Annotated in this window: 22 protein-coding genes; 15 read left to right on the top strand and 7 right to left on the bottom strand. The window is 48.2% G+C overall.

Going from position 1 to position 22016, the window contains the following annotated elements; translation table 11 throughout:
* Window positions 1-44 precede the first annotated feature (44 nt).
* From EHO61_RS05605 to EHO61_RS05560, 10 genes are all read left to right on the top strand, one after another.
* The gene (locus EHO61_RS05605; protein WP_135812659.1) at window positions 45-446 is read left to right on the top strand and encodes an LIC20211 family lipoprotein; all 402 of its coding nucleotides are present in this window, start codon (window positions 45-47) and stop codon (window positions 444-446) included.
* Window positions 447-458: 12 nt separating this feature from the next.
* On the top strand, window positions 459-857 hold the full coding sequence (locus EHO61_RS05600; protein WP_135812658.1) for a hypothetical protein: 399 nt from the start codon (window positions 459-461) through the stop codon (window positions 855-857).
* Window positions 854-1207, top strand: a complete 354-nt coding sequence (locus EHO61_RS05595; protein ID WP_246032027.1) for a hypothetical protein — start codon at window positions 854-856, stop codon at window positions 1205-1207. The genes EHO61_RS05600 and EHO61_RS05595 overlap by 4 nt, the downstream gene beginning before the upstream one ends.
* Before the next feature lie 4 nt (window positions 1208-1211).
* Complete coding sequence (locus EHO61_RS05590) at window positions 1212-3767, top strand: TonB-dependent receptor plug domain-containing protein (protein WP_135812657.1); 2556 nt, start codon at window positions 1212-1214, stop codon at window positions 3765-3767.
* Complete coding sequence (locus tag EHO61_RS05585) at window positions 3764-4264, top strand: hypothetical protein (RefSeq protein ID WP_246032026.1); 501 nt, start codon at window positions 3764-3766, stop codon at window positions 4262-4264. Before EHO61_RS05590 ends, EHO61_RS05585 begins: the two co-directional genes overlap by 4 nt.
* Window positions 4265-4337: 73 nt before the next feature.
* The gene (locus EHO61_RS05580) at window positions 4338-4952 is read left to right on the top strand and encodes a MotA/TolQ/ExbB proton channel family protein (protein WP_135812656.1); all 615 of its coding nucleotides are present in this window, start codon (window positions 4338-4340) and stop codon (window positions 4950-4952) included.
* 26 nt (window positions 4953-4978) lie between these two features.
* The gene (locus EHO61_RS05575) at window positions 4979-5383 is read left to right on the top strand and encodes an ExbD/TolR family protein (RefSeq protein WP_135768582.1); all 405 of its coding nucleotides are present in this window, start codon (window positions 4979-4981) and stop codon (window positions 5381-5383) included.
* Between the two features lie 15 nt (window positions 5384-5398).
* On the top strand, window positions 5399-6055 hold the full coding sequence (locus tag EHO61_RS05570) for an energy transducer TonB (protein ID WP_135812655.1): 657 nt from the start codon (window positions 5399-5401) through the stop codon (window positions 6053-6055).
* Window positions 6056-6243: 188 nt separating this feature from the next.
* Window positions 6244-6696 (top strand): LIC_20196 family exoprotein, encoded by a 453-nt coding sequence (locus tag EHO61_RS05565; RefSeq protein ID WP_425460334.1) that lies wholly within the window; start codon window positions 6244-6246, stop codon window positions 6694-6696.
* A 13-nt stretch (window positions 6697-6709) separates the two neighbouring features.
* Window positions 6710-9115 carry a C1 family peptidase gene (locus EHO61_RS05560; RefSeq protein WP_135812653.1) on the top strand — a complete coding sequence of 802 codons (2406 nt, stop codon included), beginning with the start codon at window positions 6710-6712 and terminating at the stop codon, window positions 9113-9115.
* A gap of 110 nt (window positions 9116-9225) precedes the next feature.
* On the opposite strand, the gene EHO61_RS05555 is transcribed toward EHO61_RS05560, so the two are convergent.
* From EHO61_RS05555 to EHO61_RS05545, 3 genes are read right to left on the bottom strand one after another with little or no spacing between them, the layout of a single operon-like run.
* Window positions 9226-10599 (bottom strand): EAL domain-containing protein, encoded by a 1374-nt coding sequence (locus EHO61_RS05555; protein ID WP_425460333.1) that lies wholly within the window; start codon window positions 10597-10599, stop codon window positions 9226-9228.
* A gap of 55 nt (window positions 10600-10654) precedes the next feature.
* Window positions 10655-12085, bottom strand: coding sequence for a UTP--glucose-1-phosphate uridylyltransferase (locus EHO61_RS05550; protein WP_135812652.1), 1431 nt, complete (start codon window positions 12083-12085; stop codon window positions 10655-10657).
* A complete protein-coding gene (locus tag EHO61_RS05545; protein WP_135812651.1) occupies window positions 12073-12471 on the bottom strand; it encodes a hypothetical protein in 399 nt (132 codons plus the stop codon). Before EHO61_RS05545 ends, EHO61_RS05550 begins: the two co-directional genes overlap by 13 nt.
* 53 nt (window positions 12472-12524) lie before the next feature.
* On the opposite strand from EHO61_RS05545, the gene EHO61_RS05540 reads away from it, so the two are divergent.
* Window positions 12525-13322 (top strand): esterase/lipase family protein, encoded by a 798-nt coding sequence (locus EHO61_RS05540; RefSeq protein WP_135812650.1) that lies wholly within the window; start codon window positions 12525-12527, stop codon window positions 13320-13322.
* Here EHO61_RS05540 and EHO61_RS05535 read toward each other — a convergent pair.
* From EHO61_RS05535 to EHO61_RS05525, 3 genes are read right to left on the bottom strand one after another with little or no spacing between them, the layout of a single operon-like run.
* On the bottom strand, window positions 13319-13864 hold the full coding sequence (locus EHO61_RS05535) for a CsgG/HfaB family protein (protein ID WP_135812649.1): 546 nt from the start codon (window positions 13862-13864) through the stop codon (window positions 13319-13321). The genes EHO61_RS05540 and EHO61_RS05535 overlap by 4 nt on opposite strands.
* An 11-nt stretch (window positions 13865-13875) precedes the next feature.
* Window positions 13876-16011: a 7TM diverse intracellular signaling domain-containing protein gene (locus tag EHO61_RS05530; protein WP_135812648.1), complete on the bottom strand. Its 2136-nt coding sequence runs from the start codon at window positions 16009-16011 to the stop codon at window positions 13876-13878.
* Between the two features lie 22 nt (window positions 16012-16033).
* Window positions 16034-17266, bottom strand: coding sequence for a TraB/GumN family protein (locus tag EHO61_RS05525; protein WP_135812647.1), 1233 nt, complete (start codon window positions 17264-17266; stop codon window positions 16034-16036).
* A 221-nt stretch (window positions 17267-17487) separates the two neighbouring features.
* Between EHO61_RS05525 and EHO61_RS05520 the strand changes: the two genes are divergently transcribed.
* From EHO61_RS05520 to EHO61_RS05505, 4 genes are all read left to right on the top strand, one after another.
* Complete coding sequence (locus EHO61_RS05520; RefSeq protein ID WP_135812646.1) at window positions 17488-17994, top strand: chemotaxis protein CheD; 507 nt, start codon at window positions 17488-17490, stop codon at window positions 17992-17994.
* A gap of 6 nt (window positions 17995-18000) precedes the next feature.
* A complete protein-coding gene (locus EHO61_RS05515; RefSeq protein WP_135812645.1) occupies window positions 18001-18852 on the top strand; it encodes an HDOD domain-containing protein in 852 nt (283 codons plus the stop codon).
* Window positions 18849-19388 carry a shikimate kinase gene (locus tag EHO61_RS05510; RefSeq protein WP_135812644.1) on the top strand — a complete coding sequence of 180 codons (540 nt, stop codon included), beginning with the start codon at window positions 18849-18851 and terminating at the stop codon, window positions 19386-19388. Before EHO61_RS05515 ends, EHO61_RS05510 begins: the two co-directional genes overlap by 4 nt.
* 203 nt (window positions 19389-19591) lie before the next feature.
* Window positions 19592-20485, top strand: a complete 894-nt coding sequence (locus EHO61_RS05505; protein ID WP_135812643.1) for a tyrosine-type recombinase/integrase — start codon at window positions 19592-19594, stop codon at window positions 20483-20485.
* Window positions 20486-20568: 83 nt separating this feature from the next.
* Here the strand turns inward: EHO61_RS05505 and EHO61_RS05500 are convergent, their stop codons facing one another.
* Window positions 20569-22005, bottom strand: a complete 1437-nt coding sequence (locus EHO61_RS05500; protein ID WP_135812642.1) for an MFS transporter — start codon at window positions 22003-22005, stop codon at window positions 20569-20571.
* Window positions 22006-22016: the final 11 nt, after the last annotated feature.

Below are 22016 nucleotides of genomic sequence, written 5' to 3'. Positions count from 1 at the left end.
TTTCATAGACCCGGGTCGGTTTGTTTCCAAGGATACCAAAACGAATGTCTCTTCCGTCTTTCAAGGCGATCATTTTATCACTTTCTCTCGGAATTCTCTGCTCCTGCGCAACGGCAAGCGCGGGCCTTTCCACAAGTACAGTGCCGATGGCGGATAAAAAATATACCGTCCTCGGGCCTGTGGAAGGAAGGAAATATTGGGTCACATTCGATATCGCGATCATAGGCATCCCTTTAAAAACTCCTCCCGTCGACGCATTGCTGGAGGAACTCCAAAAGGAGAAAGAAGCGGATGCCCTTATCAATCTACGTTACTGGACGGATAAATTCATAATCGGCTTTTTAACGGTGAATCGATTGCACATCTCCGCGGAAGCCGTCCGCTTCGATGCGGCTCCGATACCTCCGATCCCGAATACGACGGAACCGAAACGAAGAGGACGCTGATTTCTCTTTTTTATGAATCCATATTCGAATATCGCGATTTTAAGCGCTGCTCTCGCTATTTTGGGGGCGTGTTCCGGAACGTTTTCCCGCGCGGATGTGGGTGGAAGGATCCGCGAAATCCGGATAACGGATTCCGCCACCATTGTCCGAAGCGCGGACTATGACGAGTTAGGTATCTCCACCGGAGAAAGCTCCGCCTTCTTTCTATTCGGACTCATCCCCGTCACCAACCCGATCAATATGGACTACGCATTAAGCGAAGCTGTTCGAAAAATTCCAGGCGGAAAATCCCTAGTCAAAGTCAGATATTGGCACGAAACCCATCTTTTCTTTCCCGTCGGCACAGTCAGCGTATTGAAAGTAAAAGGCATGGTGGTGGGGGCTCCTCCGAGCGACGAGGACGTAAAATGACGGGATCCTCGTTTTTGGGTCGGATCTTTTGTTCTATATTGCTTTTCGTCTGCGGAAATTGCGTTCGCCAAGATCTGATTTCCCAAGGAGATTCCAATAGCCAAATTTACGCGGCAGCGGAATATCTTGCCCGAAAATGCGGAAGTCCTATACCGACACCTTTTCCGGTTGCGATCGGGGACATACAAAAAAGAAACCTCGATCTCTGCACCATAGCCATCACAAAATCGGATTGCCCCTTCGTCAGTTATCCGATCGCATGTCTTCTCATTTATGTCGATCAACCTGCGGGAAATATTCCGTGGTACACGAACTTCAAGGACTTCTACGTCACCCCCAAGGTTCCTTAACTTCATGAAACGGCTCGGTCTCAAAATCCTTCTCCTGCTGGCGCTCGCACCCGCGGATATTTTTGCCGAAGTCGCGTTCAAGGGACGTTTATTTTCCAGGCAAAAGGGCCAAGGAGAATCGAAAGCGAACGTCCTTCTTTTCGAAACGAAAAAATTCTACAAAACCGATGCGGAAGGATACTTCGACGCGATCGTTCCCAAGGCGGGAACCTATACGTTTCGCGTCCTTCGTCTGGAAGGCATGCAAGAGATCCGAGGAAACGTGGACGCGTCCGGGCAGTTAGTCACCCTGTTTACCGACGCGGACTCGGCGGCGTCCGGGGGAATCGGAATCGGAGGCACGAAAAGCGGAGGTGTCACTTCCAAGGGTTCCATACAGGTGACGGCGGAGCGGGAAAAACCCATTCTTTCACGAACGACCATCAAGTACGACGAGATCAAGCGGATGCCCGGTACATTCGGAGAACCTCTCCGCTCTCTCGAAACCATCCCAGGCGTCGTTCCGGTGGCTTCCTTCGGAGGCGGTGCGAACAATTACGTGATCCGGGGAGCGGACCCGAACACCAACCTGTACCTTGTGGATGATCTTCCTATCTTGTATCCTTTCCACTTGGACGGATTGAGCGCTGTCGTAAATGCGAACCTGATCAAATCCATAGACGTGTATACGGGAGTGTATCCGGCCAATTTTAACAACGCACTCGGAGGGGTGATCCACATCGATACCGTGGATAAGGTCGACAATTCGCAAAAAAACCTGATCATCTCAGCTTGGGCCACAAGCGCGAACATCATGGCCCCCACTTTCGGAGGAAAGGGATATATCATCGCGGCGGCCCGCGTGGGATATCTCGACAAGACCTTCGGAGATTTAGGGAGTCGTTTAGGCGTGGGATTGCCTGACGGCTTGCGTCTTCCTCATTTCGTGGATTCCCAGGTCAAGTTCGTCCATAATTTCAGCAACGAACACCAGATATCCTTTCACTCTTTCACGTCCAAAGACGACTTCGCGTTGAACGCGCCTCCGAGAGCGAATAACGATCCCACCAAGGATCCGTTTGCCGCGATCGCGGGAGCGAACGTTTCTATCGGACAGGGATTCCGGACCCAAGCATTGAGATATACTTGGAAACCGGTCCAGTCCTTTTCGAATCGAATCACATTGATCAGTTACGATCCTTTCGCGGACAACAATATCTCTCTGGGTACAATACAAGGAAAGAACCGAGCTAGCGGAGCTTACAACGGAATTCGCCAGGACGCCTTCTTCGACCCGAACCGACACCTAAGCATAGAGTTCGGTTCCGAATTTAGAGCCTTGGATTACTCCACCGTAGGTTCGGCGATCGTGGTGACGAACCCGAACAACCAAAGCCCGAACCCTTACGACACGCAAAACCCCGCGTTTAAAACGGTACCAAATAACGTGTATGCGAAAGGAACGTATTACAACTCCTACGTCACCACAAAGCTACGCTACGGTGGATTCCAATTCGAACCGGGAGCTCGTTACGATTATATTCCTTACGTACATCATAGCGCTCTCGGTCCGAGAGGACAAGCCTCCTACAAATTCGAAGGGATCGGTAAAGGAACGACTCTCTTTGTCGGAGGCGGGGATTTTTATAATTTTCCCTTGGACACCCGATTCAATAAGGATAGCGGAAACCCCAATCTGAATTTTCAAAAAGCGTTTAAATACGGAGGCGGGATAGAGCAACTTCTGGAAGGCGATTACCAAATCAAAGGGGAAATCTTTAAGCAGGAGTTCTCCCATCTCATCGTAAGCGACCCGTATGCGACAGAAGCCATAGGAATCAATCCGGACCCTTATAGCAGGGTCTTTCAACCCTACATTCTGAATAAGAACGTCAACTATTCCAACAACGGCACCGGTTGGTCCCGCGGGTTCGAACTGGTACTTCGCAAAAACTCCCGTCCCGGAACCAGAAATTGGTTCGGGTGGATCACCTATACGTGGTCCCAAACCTTCCGGAACAATAATATTTTTACCCCGAATCCCGGAGATCCTACGCTCACGGCAACCCAAACGTATTTAGCCCAATTTTACCACAACTCCAAGCAAACCCTATTCGACTACGATCGTACCAACGTAATCAATGTGATTTACGGCTGGCGCTGGAGCCAAGAATGGCAATTTGGAGCGAGATGGTCCTACTTGACGAACACACCCTATACCCCGATTGTAGGTGATGACGGGGGTCGTTTCAGCAATCCAGCGACGGGACAGACCTATTGGAGTCCCCAATACGCGAATAATCCTTTCCTAGGAAATTACGTAAATTCGCAAAGATTGAAGCCGTACCATCGACTTGACATTCGGATTGACCGATTCTTTAATTATGAATGGGGATATATGAATACTTTCCTGGAAATCATCAACGTGTATCTCCGGGACAACGTAAACGGAGAAAGTTTCAATACTACCAGGCCTTTTTCCGGTACGAACCCCACTCCTAGTCCGACCTTCGGAACATTGAAATTGCCCGGCGGAGTCGTCTTTCCGTTCTTTAACGTGGGCTTGGAGGTGAAGTTTTGAGGAATCCGACGATCTCTTACCTTCACTTTCGCTCTTATTCTTTTGTGATCCTGCTAGGATTCCTGTTCTCTTTCTGTACGAACACAAATGACAAGTCTTCCAAACGAAACGCGGATCCCGGATTGATTCTTCAATCCTTGCTGCAAAATTCCCCGGATCCTAACTCGGAATGTGTCCGTTCCTACCGTGCGGAAGAAGCGTGTCTGAAACAAACGGCAGACCTTTCCCAAATCGACGAATCCGGACTTTCTGAAATCCTTTCAGGAAACAAAACAAGCACGTATTCCGGATATTGCTCTTCCTTGCTCTCTTCGGAATCTTTTATGAAATTAAACCCGAAAGCTCAGGAATGCGTGTTTTCTTGCAACGAATCGTATTGGTCCGAGCTGCGCTCTACGGACAGATGCACGGGACAAAGTTCGGATCTGATTTCCGGTTCGGGATCGGATTCCCTATCTTGCATACGCAATTGCGCGAGTATCTCCTCCGGTCTCTGAAAAACAGGGAACAAAAACGGAATGACGACGATCCTATCCTGCGAAAAAACAGAAATTAGGAAGGAAAGGTAGAATGAACTTTGAAATACTCGTAGAAATCGGAGAATCGGCGATATTCATTATTATGATTATTGCAAGCATCGTCGCCGTCGCGGTGACGGTCGAGCGTGCCATTATCTTCTTCAAAAATACGAAGGATTCCAAAACTCTTTTACCGGAAATCGTTCGTACGGTTCGTAACGGAGACGTATCCGAAACCGCAAAATTTACGGAAAGTCATCCGGAAAACGTGTACGCTCGTTTCTCGCATTTTGCCGCAGAACATTCCAAGAACGGAAAAGAAAGCTTGGCGGAACTGATGGAAGGACAAGCGATCGGAGAAAGAGTCTCCTTCGAAACCAGACTCTCCATCCTGAATACCTTAGGGAATAACGCGCCTTTTATCGGTCTCTTAGGAACCGTATTCGGAGTCATCAACGCATTCTATCGTCTCGGAACCTTGGGGAATACGGGTGCGGAAGTGGTGATGAGAAGCATCTCCACTGCATTATTGGCGACTGCGGCCGGATTGGCGGTGGCCATACCTGTGGTGATGGCGAACAACTATTTCACTCGTAAATTAAAAATCATTCAGTCCAACTTGGACATTCTAGCGAAGGAATTTTTGGCGAACCTTTCCCGAAAGTAAGGACTCGTAAATAAGGAGGAAAGGATATGGCGGGGCAAACCTCTTCCGGAGACGGGGAAGAAATAGGGAATATCAACATCACTCCCATGGTGGATGTGATTTTGGTATTACTCGTGATCTTTATGGTCACTGCGAACTTCCTGAAAAAAGAATCCATCAACATTAATCTTCCGAAAGTTCAGGCTGCGGATCCGAACGTAGCTCAATCCGTGCAGGTCGCACTTACCAAAGACGGAAAAATCGTTCTCGAAGGATCGGAAACGACCGCCGAAAAATTGGGATTCCAATTGGCGAGAGACGTAAAAATCCGTCCGAATATGAGATTGACCCTCTCTGCGGATTCCTCCATTTCCTACGGCAAGATCGCCGAGACGATGGGAGTCATCCGGAAAGCCGGAGTAACCAGGATCGCTCTTTCCGTAAAAAGGTAATCCGGACGCCGATTGATGAACGCAAAATTACTCATTCTCCGAGACTCGTTCCTCGATTGGTACGAAAACACGAACCTTTGGGACCGTTGTTTGTACGGTTCGATTTTAGCGCATTTTCTGTTTTTCGGAACCTACTACGTGGTTACTCATTGGAAGCCCGGAGAGATCGATTCCGATCGATTGGAATTTCAGGACGTCGAAGTGGACATCCAGGACATTCCCCCGGAACTGATCGGAGGAGAAAATTCTCCCGCTCCGGTGGAAAAACAGGAATGGGTGGAAGGATCCGATAAGGACGGGAAAGATCCGGAAGACAGCGAAGTGGATCCAAACAAACTCAGCGGAGACGGAACTGACAAAGACGGATTTCTATACGCTTACATGGGAGACAAACCTCCTACTCCCATCATAGATTTCGATTTGCGGGATTACTTTCCCGAAAAAGCGAAATCCCAGGGAATCTCCTACGCGGATACGATCCTGGAAGTCCGAGTGGACGAACAGGGAAATCTGATCGACGCAAAAGTTCTGAAGGCGGGAATCAAAGGATACGGCTTCGAAGAGGCGGCAATTCGGGTCGTAAAGGCCGCGCGATGGAGTCCAGGCTACGTGAAAGGCAGACCCATCAAAATGAACCACCGTATTCCCGTGAATTTCAAATTGGACGATTGACCTCCGGGGTCGTCGGATTCCTCTCTTTTTGCAACCGCGCCGTTTTTGCAAGAAAATTCGTTAATATCTTTTTTCCCGATCGGAGCCTTTCCGAAACGATTCCTCTAGGAAAATCGGTTGAAAAGGATCCGTCTTCGGAGGTAAGGTAATAAGCCCGTCCAAAACATCTTTTGGGAGCGACGAGAATGATCCGTCTGACCGTTTTCCTGGCAACCGCCTTCGTTTTTCTGATAGTCCCCGTATATGCGCTGACCCCTCCACCCGGTTTGGAGTCCCAGGTCAACCATTCGGATTTTATCGTCTTAGCGAGATTGTCCAACGTAAAAGAAAGTAAAATCTCCGCTCAATCCGTTTCGGTGACCGCTAGCGTGGAAGTCCTGAAACCCATCAAAGGCGGATCGGACTTACCTTCCAAATTCGATCTGGCCTTTATGATTTTTCCGGAATATTTCGGGAAATGGCTAAAGGCCTCTCCCCAGGAGGGAGATTATATTCTTTTCTTAATTAAGAAAAAGGTAAAGGATAGCAAGGGAAAGGAAACGGAAGTGGTCGCTCTTTACGAGCCTCACCCTTACGCCTTTCGCGAATATTCCAAGGAATTGGAAGAAAAAATACGATCCGAAATCAAAAGCCAACCGTAACAAGGAGTGACGAATGCGAAGATTTAAATACATATCCTATCTAATCTCGATCCTGCTGCTCTCGACGAGCGGTATATCGGGACAACAAACGAGAATCCAGTCTTTAGGAATGAAGCAGGAGCCGTTCGAGCTCCTATCCTCCCTGAAGGAAGCGAACCCGAACCGTATCTCTCATAGAGGTTTGGCGTCCAGCGTCGACCTTTCCGATTCTATGCCTCCCGTAGGGGACCAGGGACAGCAAAGTTCCTGCGTAGCATGGTCCACCGCTTATGCCACGAAATCCTATCTGGAATACGCGGGAAGAAAGGGATCTGCCAACTGGACCCTTCGAAACGCCGACGGATCCCCCAACTACTCCTCCATTTTCTCGCCGGCATTCATCTATAACCAGATCAACGGCGGCAGGGACAACGGTTCGCTGATTTCCGACGCGATGAAATTGGTGGTCGAAAACGGCGTCGCGACCTGGGACGCAATGCCGTATAACCCCAATGATTATATGACCAAACCCAACCAGTCGGCTATAGACGTCGCGCTCAAACACAAGGCCAAAGATTTCATGAGAGTGCGACAGTCGGATCCGAACGAGGTCAAAAACCAATTGAACGAAGGTAGACCCGTAGTGGCGGGAATCATAGTTTACGAAAACTTTATGAATCTCAAAGGCCAAGAGATATACAAGGACGGAGTAGGAAAGACCTACGGAGGACACGCGATAGCGATCGTAGGATACGACGATTCCAGAAACGCCTTCAAGTTCATCAACTCCTGGAGCACGCAGTGGGGAGACCAGGGATACGGTTATATAGATTACAAATGGTTCTCTAAAGTCTGCCAATCGGCCTTCGTACTCGTGGACCAAGTGGTGCAAGACCAGGTCACCGAACCTACACCGACTCATACCGATACCAATCAACCGGTAAACCCCGAAAAGACCAAACCTGTTCCGCCTAAAGAGATTGCAGCTTCGCAAGGTTCGTTTGCTGACAAGGTCCAAATCACTTGGGAGAGTGTTCCGAACGCCGTAGGTTACGAGATTTATCGGAAAGGACCGGGAGATTCTTCCTTTTCCAAGATCGGTCTTTCCCAATCCAACGGCTTTACCGACGACGGAATTCAAAAAGACGTGGCTTACTCCTATAAAGTGGTTACGTTAACGGATTCGGATTCCTCCGATCCTTCGGATGGAGAGGCGATCGGTTATGCCAAATCGCAAGAGCAGAAGGCTCCCACGAAAGTCGTAGGACTCAAGGCAAGCCAAGGCCAATATTCCAACAAAATAGACCTGACCTGGGAAGCTATCGATGATGTGACGGAATACAATATCTACAAATGGAACGCAATTCAAAAGAAATACGTGTCTGCCGGAAAAAGTAAGACGAACTCCTATGCCGATCTCGGAGCGGCCAAAAACGGAATCACGGAATTTTACGTGGTTTCCGGAGTGAGTGGAGGTAAGGTCGGAGATCCTTCCGACGCGGCGGCCGGAACCACTGCAAGGGCGAATTCCAAACCGCCGAAACCTCTGGGTTTGATGGCAACAAAGGGATTGTACAACAGCAAAGTGGAATTGAGATGGCAGAAAGTCGACGGCGCCTCCAGATACCTGATTTACCGCTATAATACCGGCGGTATGTTCGGCGGCGGTTCCTGGGCAAAACTCGCGGAAGAGCCGAAGGAAAGTTTCATCGATGAAAAACTTCCTGCGCAGTACGCGTACTATGCCGTTGCCGCGGTGAATCGGAACGGAGTCGCGGGTCCTTTTTCGGATTACGCTTACGGATACATAGACCCGAACAAACATAGGGGGGAAAGACTACCTTCTCCCACGAATCTCAAAGGTAGCCTGGACCAGAAAACCGGTAGAATGTCTTTGAAGTGGGAATCGGTTAAAGGAGCTTCGGAATATTACGTTTACCGCAAAAAGCGGGGATCCTCCTCCTGGAACTTCCTGGCTTCCAGCGGCAAAACGCCGACGTTCGCTTCCGATCTTCCCGAAAAGGAAACCTTCTTTCTCTATTCCGTTACGGCAAAAACCGATTTGGGAGGAGAAAGCGAATACTCCGCTCCCGTATCCGGAGTCCTATCCAGTGCGAAACCCGCTCCGGCGAATAGGGCTTTCGGCGGAGATTCTACATTAGAGAAATTTAAAGGACCCTGGACCGCCATGTCCTGGGACGGATCGAAAGGCGTGAACCAGGTGCTTTTGGAGATCGAAAGTCAGGACAACGTGAATTACGTGGTCAAATTCAATAAACAGAAGATCTTCGAAGGAAGATACGTGGAAAATAGCCCGATCATCGACAAGGAAGGTAAGTTCAGGATCGAGATCGAAAAAACGGGGGACGCTCTTTCCGTAACCCTAAAGGACAACGGAATCCTGAACCAAAAATCCACCTTAAGCTTCCTGAAGGAATAAAGAAGAAGTCACGGTAATGTTCGAAGCGCTTGCGGATCCTTTGTCCGCGGCGTTTTCGGACAATTTGCGAAAGGTCGGTGAAAAAATCTTGGGGGCTTTCCGAGCCGATCTCAAGCCAAAGAAACTTCTTTGGCTAGAGAGAATATATTGCCGGTTTCCTTTAATCGTTGGGTCAACTCTGCGGAACCTAAAATTTTCGTAACGGCCGCTTCGGGAAGCTTTTGCATTTCCTTAAAACGATCCTTGTATTCCTGAATCCATATCTTTCGGCAGAACAAATTCGCCTGGAAATAATACACTTGGTGAGTGATCAGGAAGTTCAGGGAGTCCAGGTCTTCCAAGGCTTCTGCAGTTATGATCGCCTCCCGGTTGTCCGATAATCGACGGCAATAATCGATGAACGCCAAGTTATCCAGGAATTTCGTAAGATCCTGATCCGCCTTGAACTTGAAACTGATCGGGTCGAGTTTGAATTCCTTGATCATTTCCCCCAAATCCAGCACAACTTGGTGGCTTTGGCTCTTTACCCCGAAATCGTCTGCGGCAAAGCTGATCCCGAAATTCCAAAACCGTCTACAAACGGACTTCAAGGTAGCCTCCCCTTCTTCGTACGGTTTTTCGATCAATTCCATCCGTATGTTCTGGGGATTCAGGTTCTGCTTCAAAAGCAATTCATGAAAGCGGGTTACTTTCTCGTCGGTATCGAACGTGTCGATCAACGTCTGAGGGGAGATATTGAATTTCAGAAGACCGGGGGAGCCGTTACAGGACATGATGAGCTTTTCCAGGATAAGCAGTTCGATCCGGTTCAGATCCTGATCATGGGGAATGTCCCGGATCAGGTCGGCATAGCCCGCATAAGCCACGCCGCCCACGAACACCTCGCCGCCTTTCATGGAGAAGGTATGATCTCTGTGATTATAATGGATGATCGGTTGGATTACGGCGTCCGCCCGATCGCTCGCAAAATAATCGTTCACGCGGTTTAGATACGTCCAGCTCCAACGTACCAGATTGTCCTTGAGATTCTTGAGGGAAGAGGAATCCAATTCCCGGAAGATTTCCTCCACGTAGGAAATGAAATTACACTGGGTCCGTCCGATTCCGAAATCGAAATTCAAACTTCCGTTCCGGACCGCACCGTCGTGAAATCTACCGATGGCGGCGTCGAAATTGGTTTGATTTTCGAAACTCGACTGCTCCACGGGAGCGACGCCGATCAATAAATTTTTTTTGTCTCCGTATGTATAATATCTCAGGGATTCCTGGTGAGAAGGATCCATTTCCGCGATTTTCTGAGGAATCAACTGTATGAATTCCACCAGGGAAATGGTGGAGATATTCTGAAACCGTAACAGGAAAATCGGCTTCCCCCGATTCTCATTGATGAAAACGGTTTTAAACTGTTCTAAGTCCCCAAAATCGAAAGACCTTAGCCTGAAGTTCTGGGAATTTGTCATTTCGCCTTCGACTTTTATCGCCATAGGAGCGGACGGTTTACCCTATCGCCCGTAGACAGGATTTTAAACGACTGTTGTTTTATGTAAAGCGGAAACGCATTACTTCATTCGAGATTCGATTTTTACCGAATTCCGAAACTCTTCTTTGTCCCTTTCCCGAATTTGAAATAGTTACGTCACCTTCTATCTCTAAAGGAACATCGAAAAGCACATCCCCTTCCACTTTGAGAGAGGTGCAGTGCACCAATGAAGGCAAGCTCAGCATTCTCTCGTTGAAGTCGTTTATCCTCTTATAATATATTTCATCCATTTGCACCACAACTTCTCCAAGGCCCGCTTTTTTTCGTTCCGGAGACATTGTAATGGAAAAATCGGAGTTTAGAGAATACGCATCCGATCTCCGAACGAGATAATCCTCGCATTTTTTTACCGGGGCGAAGCGATCCCTCGGGACTATGATTCCTCTAGCTTTGGGAAAATTCTGGATCGCGGAACCCATAGCGGTTTCCAACTGAAGGACTTCCTTCCCCTCCACTTTCTTAGGATTTACGATAAGAGACAAACGGAAATTCCCCGAATGCAATCTTTCCTTCAACGCATCTAAACGAATCCAAAGGTTATTCGTGGAGAAGCTACGGAATTTACCCAAGCCCTCGAACTCCTGCATGTGCTCCGCCGGGACTTGTGCGGTCTCCAGTAACTGGCAGTTCCGTTTTTCTCCCCCGACGATCCGCCTAAAAATGGCTCCTCCCTTTTTATCCGCGAGAGTCTTAGGAGTCATCTCCATGCAGAAATCCAGGTTTTCCTCCAGCATAAATTGGACTATGCTCGGATGTACCGTCGCTCCTAAATTATCTCCGTTGGAAACGAAGGCGATCTTGTACCCCTTCTCTAACAAGGAATCCAGGATTCCGGTTTCCTGAAGCGTAAACCAAATATCTCCGTGTCCGGGCGGACACCATTCCTCGTTTTTATCTCCAGTCACGGAAAGCGGCTGCAAGGAATCTTTTAAAAGCCGAGGAACCTTATGTTGCAGGAAAGTGCTGGGAAAAGATTGGGAAAAACGGATGCGCTTCAACTCCCGCTGACTCTGTTCGAGCGTGCTGAAACTATCCATAAAGAGAAGCGGAACCTCTATACCGTATTCTTTTCGTATGGTTCCGATTTGTCGCGCGATGATCTCGAGAAAAGACATCCCTTCCTTGATTTCTATTAGGGATTTGGGACCGGACAATCCCATACTCGTCCCTAAGCCGCCGTTTAGTTTAATCACCACCAATCGATTCAGCGCCGAATTGTCGACCCGGGCCTGGGATTCGATTTTTTCCAAAGAGATTTCATCCGCCTCAGGATCCAAATCTCCGACCTCGCTCCAGTCGACCATTCCGGTTTCACCGTTTCGGACCTCGTCCACTTTCGTTAAAAAGTCCGCGATGAACTCGTCCGAAAGTTTCTCACCGGTCATTTTTTCGCGAACCAAGCGTTCCGATTCAGCCTTCATCGAATCCATCGTAACCTTCCTTTCGCATCATACGCTTCGTCGAATTCCCCGAGTATAATCTCGTATTTTTCCTTCGCGGAAGGATCGTAGTAAAGTTTTACCTTCACCTCTCTTCCCTCCTCTCTTCTGACGGGCTTTTCGCCTTCCTCTTCGTACTTGGGAAGAAAGACGAGATAGGTATAGATGTATACCGTCTTTTTGGAAGACTTTCTGTATTCCAAAACGCCTTTGCCGCTTAAATCCCGCTTTACGATTCGGGTAAACGGAACGGGGAAAGTGGAGTTCCAGGTCGAAACCAGAATCTTATCCATCTCGGCGTATCTAGGGATATTCGAGTAGACAGGCAAGACCGCAAAGAGAAAGATTAACAGCGACTTTGTTCGTTTTCCGCACATCGTAGAGTCTACCGGCATACTGCAACAAACCCCGGATACTTCAAGCCTTTCGTATGAAAAAAACCTTTGCACTCGTACGTGAATCCTATTACTTCATCGTGGAGATTTTTTCCCTGATCTTTTCGGTCGCGACCTGTATGATCCCCGAACAGGAAGCGGACGGAAACGAAAAAGTCGACATTTTGATCGTTCCGGGATTTCTTTCCGGGCCTATATATTACAAAAAACTTACGAGAGTTTTGAAGGATGCCGGTTACAACGCGAGAATCCTGAAAATTCCCCCTTTCTTTCGCGATACGAATCGAGCGGTGAATCTTTTGGATTCCCAGTTAAGGAGTCTGCCGACCAAATACCTTGTCATCGCTCACAATACCGGCGGACTCTTAAGCTTATTATCTCCGGACACTTCGAGAAGGAAAATCGGCACTTTGATCACGTTAGGAACCCCGTTTCAAGGTACGAATCTCTTTCACTATTTCGGCCCCAAGGATTTACGATGGAAGTCCCGCCTTTTGGAAAGCCATTTCAATACGTTTCTGTTCATGGACAGGTTCCAACCTCTTGCACCTTGGAAGGAAATGTTCTTTCGTCCCAAAGAATCCTCGGAATTCGGACAAGGGCGGGATCTCTGGTTCGATGTGGTCGGTAATTTCAATCTTGTAAGGGTGGAAGAGAACCTGCGTACGATCCGGGATTATCTCCTAAAGAATTATCCCCCTGCTCCCGATTCGGCAGAAAGCCCGAATCCGAAGGGTGTTCCGACGTCGAAGCCCCGGAAAAAGGCTCCCGGTAAAAAAGGAAAGAAAAACCCGACCGCCAAAAAGAAAGGCCGAACGAGTTCGAAGCGTTAGATCGAACTCCTGAATTGGGAATAGGTATCGTCGTCGGAATCGAATCTGACTTCCGCTGCGGCAAATATGACCCCTGATAAGGATACGATACGCAAACTTAAAAGAAAATCCTGATCTTCGAAAACGATCTGACCCAAGAGAAGGTATTCAGCCCCGGCCAATCTTCCTATGGAGGCGGTCTGATCGGAGAGCACGAGTCCGCTTTCCTGGAAGGTCTGTTCCCCGATCACCCGATTCAAACGATCCCTTTCCAATAGGAGAAAGACTCCGGGCTCGAACAATTCCTTCGTCAAGCGATCGGCCAAAATCGCGCCAAGTCTGGATTTGGATCCGTCTCCGTTGATTATATTCATCATTCCTAATCTTCCCGGAAGTTTTCCGGACTGCGCGGCTATGGAAGCTTTGAATTGACTTTTGAGATCGGAAGCGACGATTTTGACCGCGGAAGGAGGGTCCGACGCTTTCCCTCTTGTTCCTAGGGAGGCGCAGCCCGAAGCGACGAGTCCGAACACTATCCATAAGTAAATTCTTCCGAAACGCATTCCGTACCCTCCTAGAAATATTTAACCAGAGTCACCTGGTTTCCTTTACTGTTGAATTTGACCAAATCGAAAGTGGACAACGTGAGAACGATTCCTCGGCCGTGCATTAGACCTTCCGAATTCAGTCTTTCCATTCCGTTTTTCATGACTCTGGCGTGGTTGAAACCCTTCCCTTCGTCCGTAATTCTTACGCCTATTCGTCCGGAGGAAAGGGAGTATTCCACTTTCACTTTCTTTCCCTTATAGTAAGGATCCTTTTGTCGTTCCTGGACGAAACGGAAATAATTTCCTTCTTCCATCGCCCTGGTCTTTTCGTCGAAACTAATGTTTAAATTCCCATGCTCGATCGCGTTGATGATCATTTCCCGAAAGCAGTTCCGCATGGAAATGATCGCAGTAGGATCGATAAAACGGAATAGGTTTGCCGTAAGTCTCTGACTGAGAAGTTCCGCATTTTGCAGATAATTGTTCGCGACGAAGACCAATTTTTCCTCGTCCACGAATCTCGCCATCAGGTCCTGGTCGGGTTCGTAAGCTCTTCCTAATATTTCCTTTTGGCCTTCGTATTCTAAAACCTGAAACTGAACCTGCAGCTCTTTCGGCTCCCCTAGATACTTCTGAAGGAACTCTGCGAGAAAACGAACGGGCTTTCCTTCCGAAGACAACTCCTCCAGTTTTTCCAGAACGAAGAGCTTTTTGTAGGCGTCCTGGATTCCGCCGGATTTGTATACGAGCTCCATAAAATTCTTGTCGACTACTTCCTGCGACTTAAAACCCAGATGCTTCCCGACGGACCGATTCGCGGCCAGGATCGTCCAGTTCTGATCTATCGAAAAAAGGAAATCCTCTTCCGCTTCGAAGAGACTTCGATACTTGGCCTCCGAAGCCTCGGCTTCCGTCCTGGTCCTATCCAATTCCTCTACGCGTGCACCCAATTCCTCGGAAAGTCTTTTGATCCGATCCGCCAATCCTAGAGATAAGAGTCCTACCTCCATCACCGAACCGATCTGAATTCCGTACAAAGTGACGAAATTATCCGGCAAAAAGCCGAAGGATCTGATCCCGAAGATGAAACTGAAGAAGATCAACACGGACCAAGCCAATAGAAAAAACCGGGCTTCTCTCCTACCTGCAAGAATACATTGCACTCCGTTAAAGATCAGAAATCCCCAGGTCAGAAACATGAGCACCAGACTAGCCATGATGGAAGCGCGGTAATTCAGAAACGCCAGAGAGGAGATCATGCCGAAAATCTGAAGCCCGAAGAGCAGATAATAAACCTTAGCCGTCTTCGGAGTATGACGGGCGGCGTCCAGGAAGGAACGGCCGAAAACGGAAGCGCTCAAGAGACCGAAAAAGATCAACAAAGGAAGACTGAAATTTCCCCATACGACGGAGTCTCTCCAGAGGTATTGGAACGAGAGCCCGTTTAAGGTGAATTGGAATAATATATAACTTAAAATGTAGATTACGTAATATAGGTAACTCCTGTCCCGAATGGAAACGAACAGGAAGAGGTTGTAAACCACCATGATCAACATGGAACCGTAATACATTCCCAAAGCCAATTGTTCGCCAAACGCGTGCTCTGCGAACTTTTCGGGAGAAAAAGCGAGAAAGGGCAACAAAACCGAGCTATTGGAGGAAATTTTGAAAAAGATTTCTCGGCGACTCGTGGGTGTTTCCGAAAAAGAATACGCGAAATTCCTATGCTCGATTTCCCGGGAATCGAATCTTCGCATATCTCCGGTGGAATTGACCGGTTCGTCGCCCTCTCTTCCGAAGTACAGATCCACGTAATCCAGCAAAGGATAATCGATTTCCAAAATCCAATCCCGTGAAACCGCTTTCGGATTGGTGACGACCAATCGGACCCAAATCGCGTCCGTAGTGTACCCTATACTATTTCGTTCGATCGGATGAAAACCGCCCTCTTTGGAGGCGGCGCGAACCTCCCGGAAACTCTTTTTTGCGGAAGGATCCTTTAGGATGCTTAAGTACGGCAAAAGCGAAACCCTACTTAGTCCTTCGCTTACGTCCAATTCCTTGACTGCCGGTTCGGAACCTAATCCTGTACAAAGGAAAAGATATAACGAAAACGCGATAAAAGAACCGAAACGATGAAAAATTTTCCGAAGGCTTCGCATCGAATTCTCCGCTTATTTTCGCCTAACCGCCTAAGATTTGGCCGAAGAACCTGGTAAAAATCTCCGACAGTTTACGGAACAATTCCGCGGTCACGATAAAGGTTCCGATACTGCTCCCGATCTGCGGAAGCATGAAGACCAGGAAGATTCGAATCACGTTGTTTTGCCAATATCCTCCGAATCTTTCGGAGTCCTCTCCGATCTTTTCGAAATCTTCCACCAAAGGCTTTCTCAACCACGATTCGGACAAGGCCGCGATCCATCCGGGCTTGATGACAGGGTTAAAATTTCCGACCGGAGCGGCGATGAATGCGAGAAGTATGGAGATCGGATGCGCTAAGGCGATCAACGCTCCGATCGCCGCCAAAGTACCTTTCACAAGCACCCATCTTATCAAAAAGTCCTGCCCGGCCTGCCTGCCGCCGAAGAGGACCAAAGTGGCGACCAGACTCAGGATGATCGCGGGGAACAAAAAGGGACGAATCTTGTCCCAAGTGCCTTTTTCGGGAAGAACGTCCAGGTGCTCCAAAGAACGGTCCTGTCCGATGTTTTTCATGATCCCCTCTAAATGCCCCGCTCCTACGACCGCAAAAATCCGTTTGCCGTGCTTCGACGCGTCGCGAATCTTTTGTGCAAGGTAGGCATCCCGTTCGTCGATGATCACATTCTTTACGGATTCGTAATGCGAAGGAAGTTGGGAAAAAAGGTCCTTTAACACGTCGTCCGATTTCATTTCCTCGATTTTTTCCGGAGAAATCTCCTCTTTCACGAATAAGGAGGTCACCAGCGCGGAGAAGAGAAGCATCCGATTCCAGAAGCCGACCTTCCACCAAGCCCTTTTTAAGGTCGTGGAAATCTCCCGATCGACGGGAAAAATCTTGGCCCCCGTACGTTCCCCTTCCTCGATCGCCTTTCTCATTTCGTCGCCGGGACGGATACTCCCGTTCCCCATTTTTTTCTGGAAGGAGGATAAGATCAGACTCGAAAGAAGAAGCCACATCTTTCTTTCCTTAAAGACCTTGAATATATCCAGCTTCTTCCAATGATCCGGATCCTTTACCGACCTCATCCTAGAGGAACAGAGTTCCACGCAGACCACATCCGGTTTCTTTTCGGTGATGATACGCGAAACTTCCTCTATACTCTTCTGGCTAATATGGGCCGTACCGAGGATCGTGATCGACGACCCGTTCAGTTCTAGAGTTCGTATCGGTTCGGGTGATGAGGCATTTTGCACGGTTACTATGGATTCCATTTCTATTTCCGGATAGTTTCATCCGATCGCAAAGAGATGAAACTCTATTTTTGTCCCAAATTACGGATTTCAGGCGTGTTTTTTCCTCTTTTCTACGTCTCTTGAAACGATGAGAAGAATCAGATTTCTTTTCAAAAAAATGATTTGAAAGGAATCCTCCCGGGAGCAAGACTAAGCGCCGTTTTCACAAGCTCTCGATTTAAGAAATAAAACCTTCACCTATGCTCAATAAGGACATAAAAATCATCAACGTAGGAATCGCCGATCTTCAGGGGGGGCAATCCCCGTCCGTAATCCGGACCACTCTGGGATCCTGCATCGGGGTCGTACTCTATGCTCCGGACAAGAAAGTCGGTGCTATGGCCCATATTATGTTATCCAAGGATCCGACGGGAAAAGACGTGGTTAAGAACCCTCTCAAATATGCGGACACTGCCCTTCCCGAACTGATCAAAAAGATGGAGGAACTGGGGTGTTCCAAGGGAGAATACCACGCTCGCCTCTTCGGAGGAGCCTCCATGTTCAAAGGGATGAGCTCGAGCTTTCTCCAAAACATAGGAGAACTGAACGTATCCGTAGCAAAGGAATTCTTAGCGAAGGAAAACATCAATCTGTTGGTGGAGGACGTGGCGGGACACGAGGGAAGGACCATCAGTTTGTATTTAGAAGACGGAAGAATCCTGCTAAAAAAAGGCGGATTCGAAAAGTACCTCTACAAGGTCAGGTAGGCGGAAATGAAGGAAAAGATAGATCAACTCTTCGAAAACGAGGCCCAGCTCCCTAAAATCTCCTCCGTAGTGAGTAGAGTCATGGAGATGGTAAGTAAACCGGATGTGATCATCGCCGATCTTGCCAAGGAAATCTCCAAAGATCCGGGCTTAACCGCGGCAGTGATCAAACTATCCAACTCCGCCTATTACAGACCGACAAAACCGGTAAAGACTGTACAGGAATCCTTGATGGCCCTCGGAATCAAAACGGTACGGGAAATCATTCTTTTAACGGAAGCCAAAGGACTCCTTAAAAAAGACCTAAAAGGCTATCAGGTCGATGGGGAATCCAACTGGATGCATTCTCTGACGGTAGCGGAATTGGCGATGCGGATCACCGTCCAAAAGAAACTGAAGTTCGACAAGGACATAGCGTTTACCGCCGGACTCCTACACAATATCGGGAAGGTCGTTCTAGCGGAGTTTTTTCCGAACGTGCTGATACAATTCAGAGCGGAATTACAGAACTACCAAGGACCCTATAAGGATCTGGAAAAAAAGTATTTCGGATACACTCACGAAGAAGCCGGGGCTCGGCTTTTAGCGAAATGGAATTTTCCGGAAGAATTCGTGGAAGCGGCCCACTTCTACACCGATCCCGACCAAGCCTCGAATTTTCCCGAACTCGTCTCCGTAATTCACATCGCCCATTGCGTGGTGATTTTGAGCGGAATGGGAATTGACATCGGAGGCTTACGCACGCCACTCTCCCCCCAAGCACTCAAGATCGTGGGAGTGACGGATAGCGACCTGCAGATGTACTATACGCTTCTTCCCGAGATCGCGAGGCATCTTGCGGAGCTAATCGCTGTTTGAAGAATATCGCGTTGATCGGCCCTAGAGGGGTCGGCAAATCCAAAATTTCCCGAAAGCTAGCCAAGATTACGGGAAGACCCATGGTCTCCACAGACATGATTGCCGTTTACGAGACGGGTGGAATCTCTATTCCAGACTTTATCCAGAGCCACGGAGGCAATTGGGGGCCTTTTCGGAATTTAGAATATGCTATATTAACTAAATTGTCCGGTTCCCGCGGGCTGATTCTAGACTGCGGAGGAGGGATCCTTTTCGATCTGGATTCCACCGGAAAGGAAATTCTAAGCGATCGCAAAGTCCGAGTTTTGCGAGAAAATTATACCGTGGTATCCCTCTCCCGCCCTACATCGGTTTTGGTGGAAAAAATCCAGAACGACCCCACTAGGCCTCCTCTTAGTTCAATTCTTTCTTATAAAACAGTCTTGGAATCGCGATTACCCAATTACAGAGCGCATTCTGATTTTCAAATTGCCTTAGAGGAACGCAAAATAGAAGAGGTCTGCGAAGAAATATTACGCAGAGCCGGCTGGCTTTGATCTAACTAAAGCGATTTGCCTTAACTTTAATCTTTGCTTACGTACTGAAGTTTCTGAAATAAGAAATCACTTTACGGGATTTTGAATTTCTCGAAATCTTCGTTAAACGACCTTGTCCAAGTTCTTTTTTTTCGAGCTTGGAACGGGGTCTTTTTTTAACACAAACACAAATGCGATGATAAAGAAACAGCTAGAGGTTGCATATGTTAGATACGGAAATCCCGAAGAAGAACAAAGCTTCATTCGAGAAACTGATCAAAGTGATACGACAGAGAAACTATAAGAAAGCGACGGAATACACTTACTTAAGATACAATCTGGACTTCCTACTCTTTGCGGACAAACCCGCGGAAAAAGTGGTTACGAAAGACGTCGAAAAATACATAGAACATTTAAAAAAGAGGAAAGTATCCTCCTCTACGATTCAAATCAATATCAGTTCTCTGAAAATGTTCTTCGAAGAAGTCCTGAATATGGACGTTTTCAACGACTTCGAAAGGCCTGCGAGAGAATACAAGGCTCCGAAAGTCCTTACGATACGCGAAATCACCGCCCTATTGGAGAAATCCGCCGACTCTCCCAGATCCAATCTGCTCGTAGGTTTGGCATATTACGCCGGTTTGCGGGTGGGGGAAATCGTACGACTCAAATGGGGACAATTCGATCTGTCTAAGAAAACCTTATTCGTGGATTCTCCTGTTCCGACGCAAAAGAGAACGGTACTTTTAGACGCCGATCTTCTGAAAATCCTAAAACGCTTCGAAAAGGAAGTGGGAGCGGAAAAAGGGACGCATCTCTTTCCGGGAAAATTCCAAGGAAAACCGCTGACTTCCCGAAACGTGGAACGTTTGATCGGAGACCTTGCAAAGGAAGCCGGAATCAAAGCGGTGGTCACCCTTTTTACCCTCAGGCATAGCCGCGCCGTCCATCTATTGGCAGAAGGGGAAACTTTAGAGGACATCCGGGATTTCCTGGGTCACAAAAGTCTCGCCACGACCGAGAGTTACCTGCCCATCCGTAAAAACCTACGGCCCCAGGTCCGCCAAAAACATATCCAAGACGCTTTAAAGGAAATCCGGAAGAAATATAGAAAATGAAATTCCGACTCGAGCGGAGCGACTTGTCCGATAGGACGATTTTGCCCATTTCGCTCTCTCGATCTGATTTCCGGAACAAAATCTTAACGATTTAGAATATTCGAATTTAACGTATTTTTTGCGTATATATCGCTCCGCGATCTTCTCCTTCGGAGAAGCAACGATTGGATACGCTTGTGAGCCGAGTCCGTTAAGGGCATTTTAGAGAAAACCAAAGCCCCCGCGATAAAAAGCGCTCCTACAAAAGGACCGAACAGAAGTGCCAAGTTCCAACCGAGATCGGGAACCTGGTCGGAAGAACCTTCCCGGTATCCGATCGATTGTAAAACGAAACCGAGAGAGGCCAATCCGAAGGCTCGTACCAATTTTGTCGCCATTTTCCAAAAACCGAAATAGGCCCCTTCCTTTTTGAGCCCGGTCACCAATTCGTCGTAATCCACTACATCGGCGACCAAAGAATCGAATAACAGAATGGACCCCGCACAAATTCCTCCGAAAAAGGCGGCGAGCAAAGGCGCTTCGTAGGAGCCGGGAGGAAAAATAGGATAGACGATTACCGTCATGATCCCTAAAAGCAGGCTCCCCCAAAAAGCGGGGGCTTTTTTTCCGTACTTGCCCGCCAAGAAAAGCCAAAGAGGAATGGAAAGAACCAGAAAAAAAACGAAAGGGAGAAGGATACGGACGACCACCTGCGATCCTTCCAACAACAATCGTTGTTTATAATATAATAAACCGATGGAAGAATTCACGGTCCTTGCCAGGGACGCGATCAAAAAGGCGACCAACAGCGGACGAAAATACCGGTTTTTAAGAACGGAGGCCAAGGATCGGAAAATTCCAGTCCGTTGCAATCTCCCGGCAGACCCCTTTTTTTCGTAAGGGAGATCTCTGCCCCGGGTCACGAGATATGACAACAAGGAAGTGACTAACAGAAGACCGCCTATCGATCGGGCGGCGAGACTTCTAGATCGGAGCAAGTCTCCTCCGTCGGCAAAAAAGGCCGGCAACAATAACCCCGACAAAAGTCCTAGATTCGCAAAGAACAACCTCCATCCGAAAATACGGTTCCGAAATTCACGATCGAAGGACAATTCTCCGCCGAGAGCGATATGGGGAACGGCGAGGACGGTCATGAAGGTATTCACCAAAGAATAGGTCGCCAAAAGATACAGAAACTTGGAGGTTTGCGTCTCCAGATTCGGAGGAGAAAAGAGAAAGTACAGGGAGAAACCGAGTAGAAATCCTCCCGCAAGAATATAGGGCCTTCTCTTTCCCCATCTGGATCCCGTACGATCGGAGAGAATTCCCATCAAAGGGTCGCTGATTGCGTCCCAAAGAATCGCGAACATCATGGCGAGACCGAACAAAGCCGGCTTCAGCCCGACCGCGACCACATAAAATTCCAAAAGATAAATCTGGGCCAGCGTCTCTACGGCCGAAATACCGATCTCCGCAGAGGCATAGCCGGCCTTAGTTCCTTCGGAGATCGGCTGTTGTTCGGAATCTAGTTTAGAGAGCATGGCCGGATTCC

Source organism: Leptospira fluminis (genome assembly GCF_004771275.1).
In the GTDB taxonomy this organism is placed as follows: domain Bacteria; phylum Spirochaetota; class Leptospiria; order Leptospirales; family Leptospiraceae; genus Leptospira_B; species Leptospira_B fluminis.
Note: the sequence above shows the minus strand (reverse complement) of the source record. Positions and strands in the feature narration are given on the sequence as shown.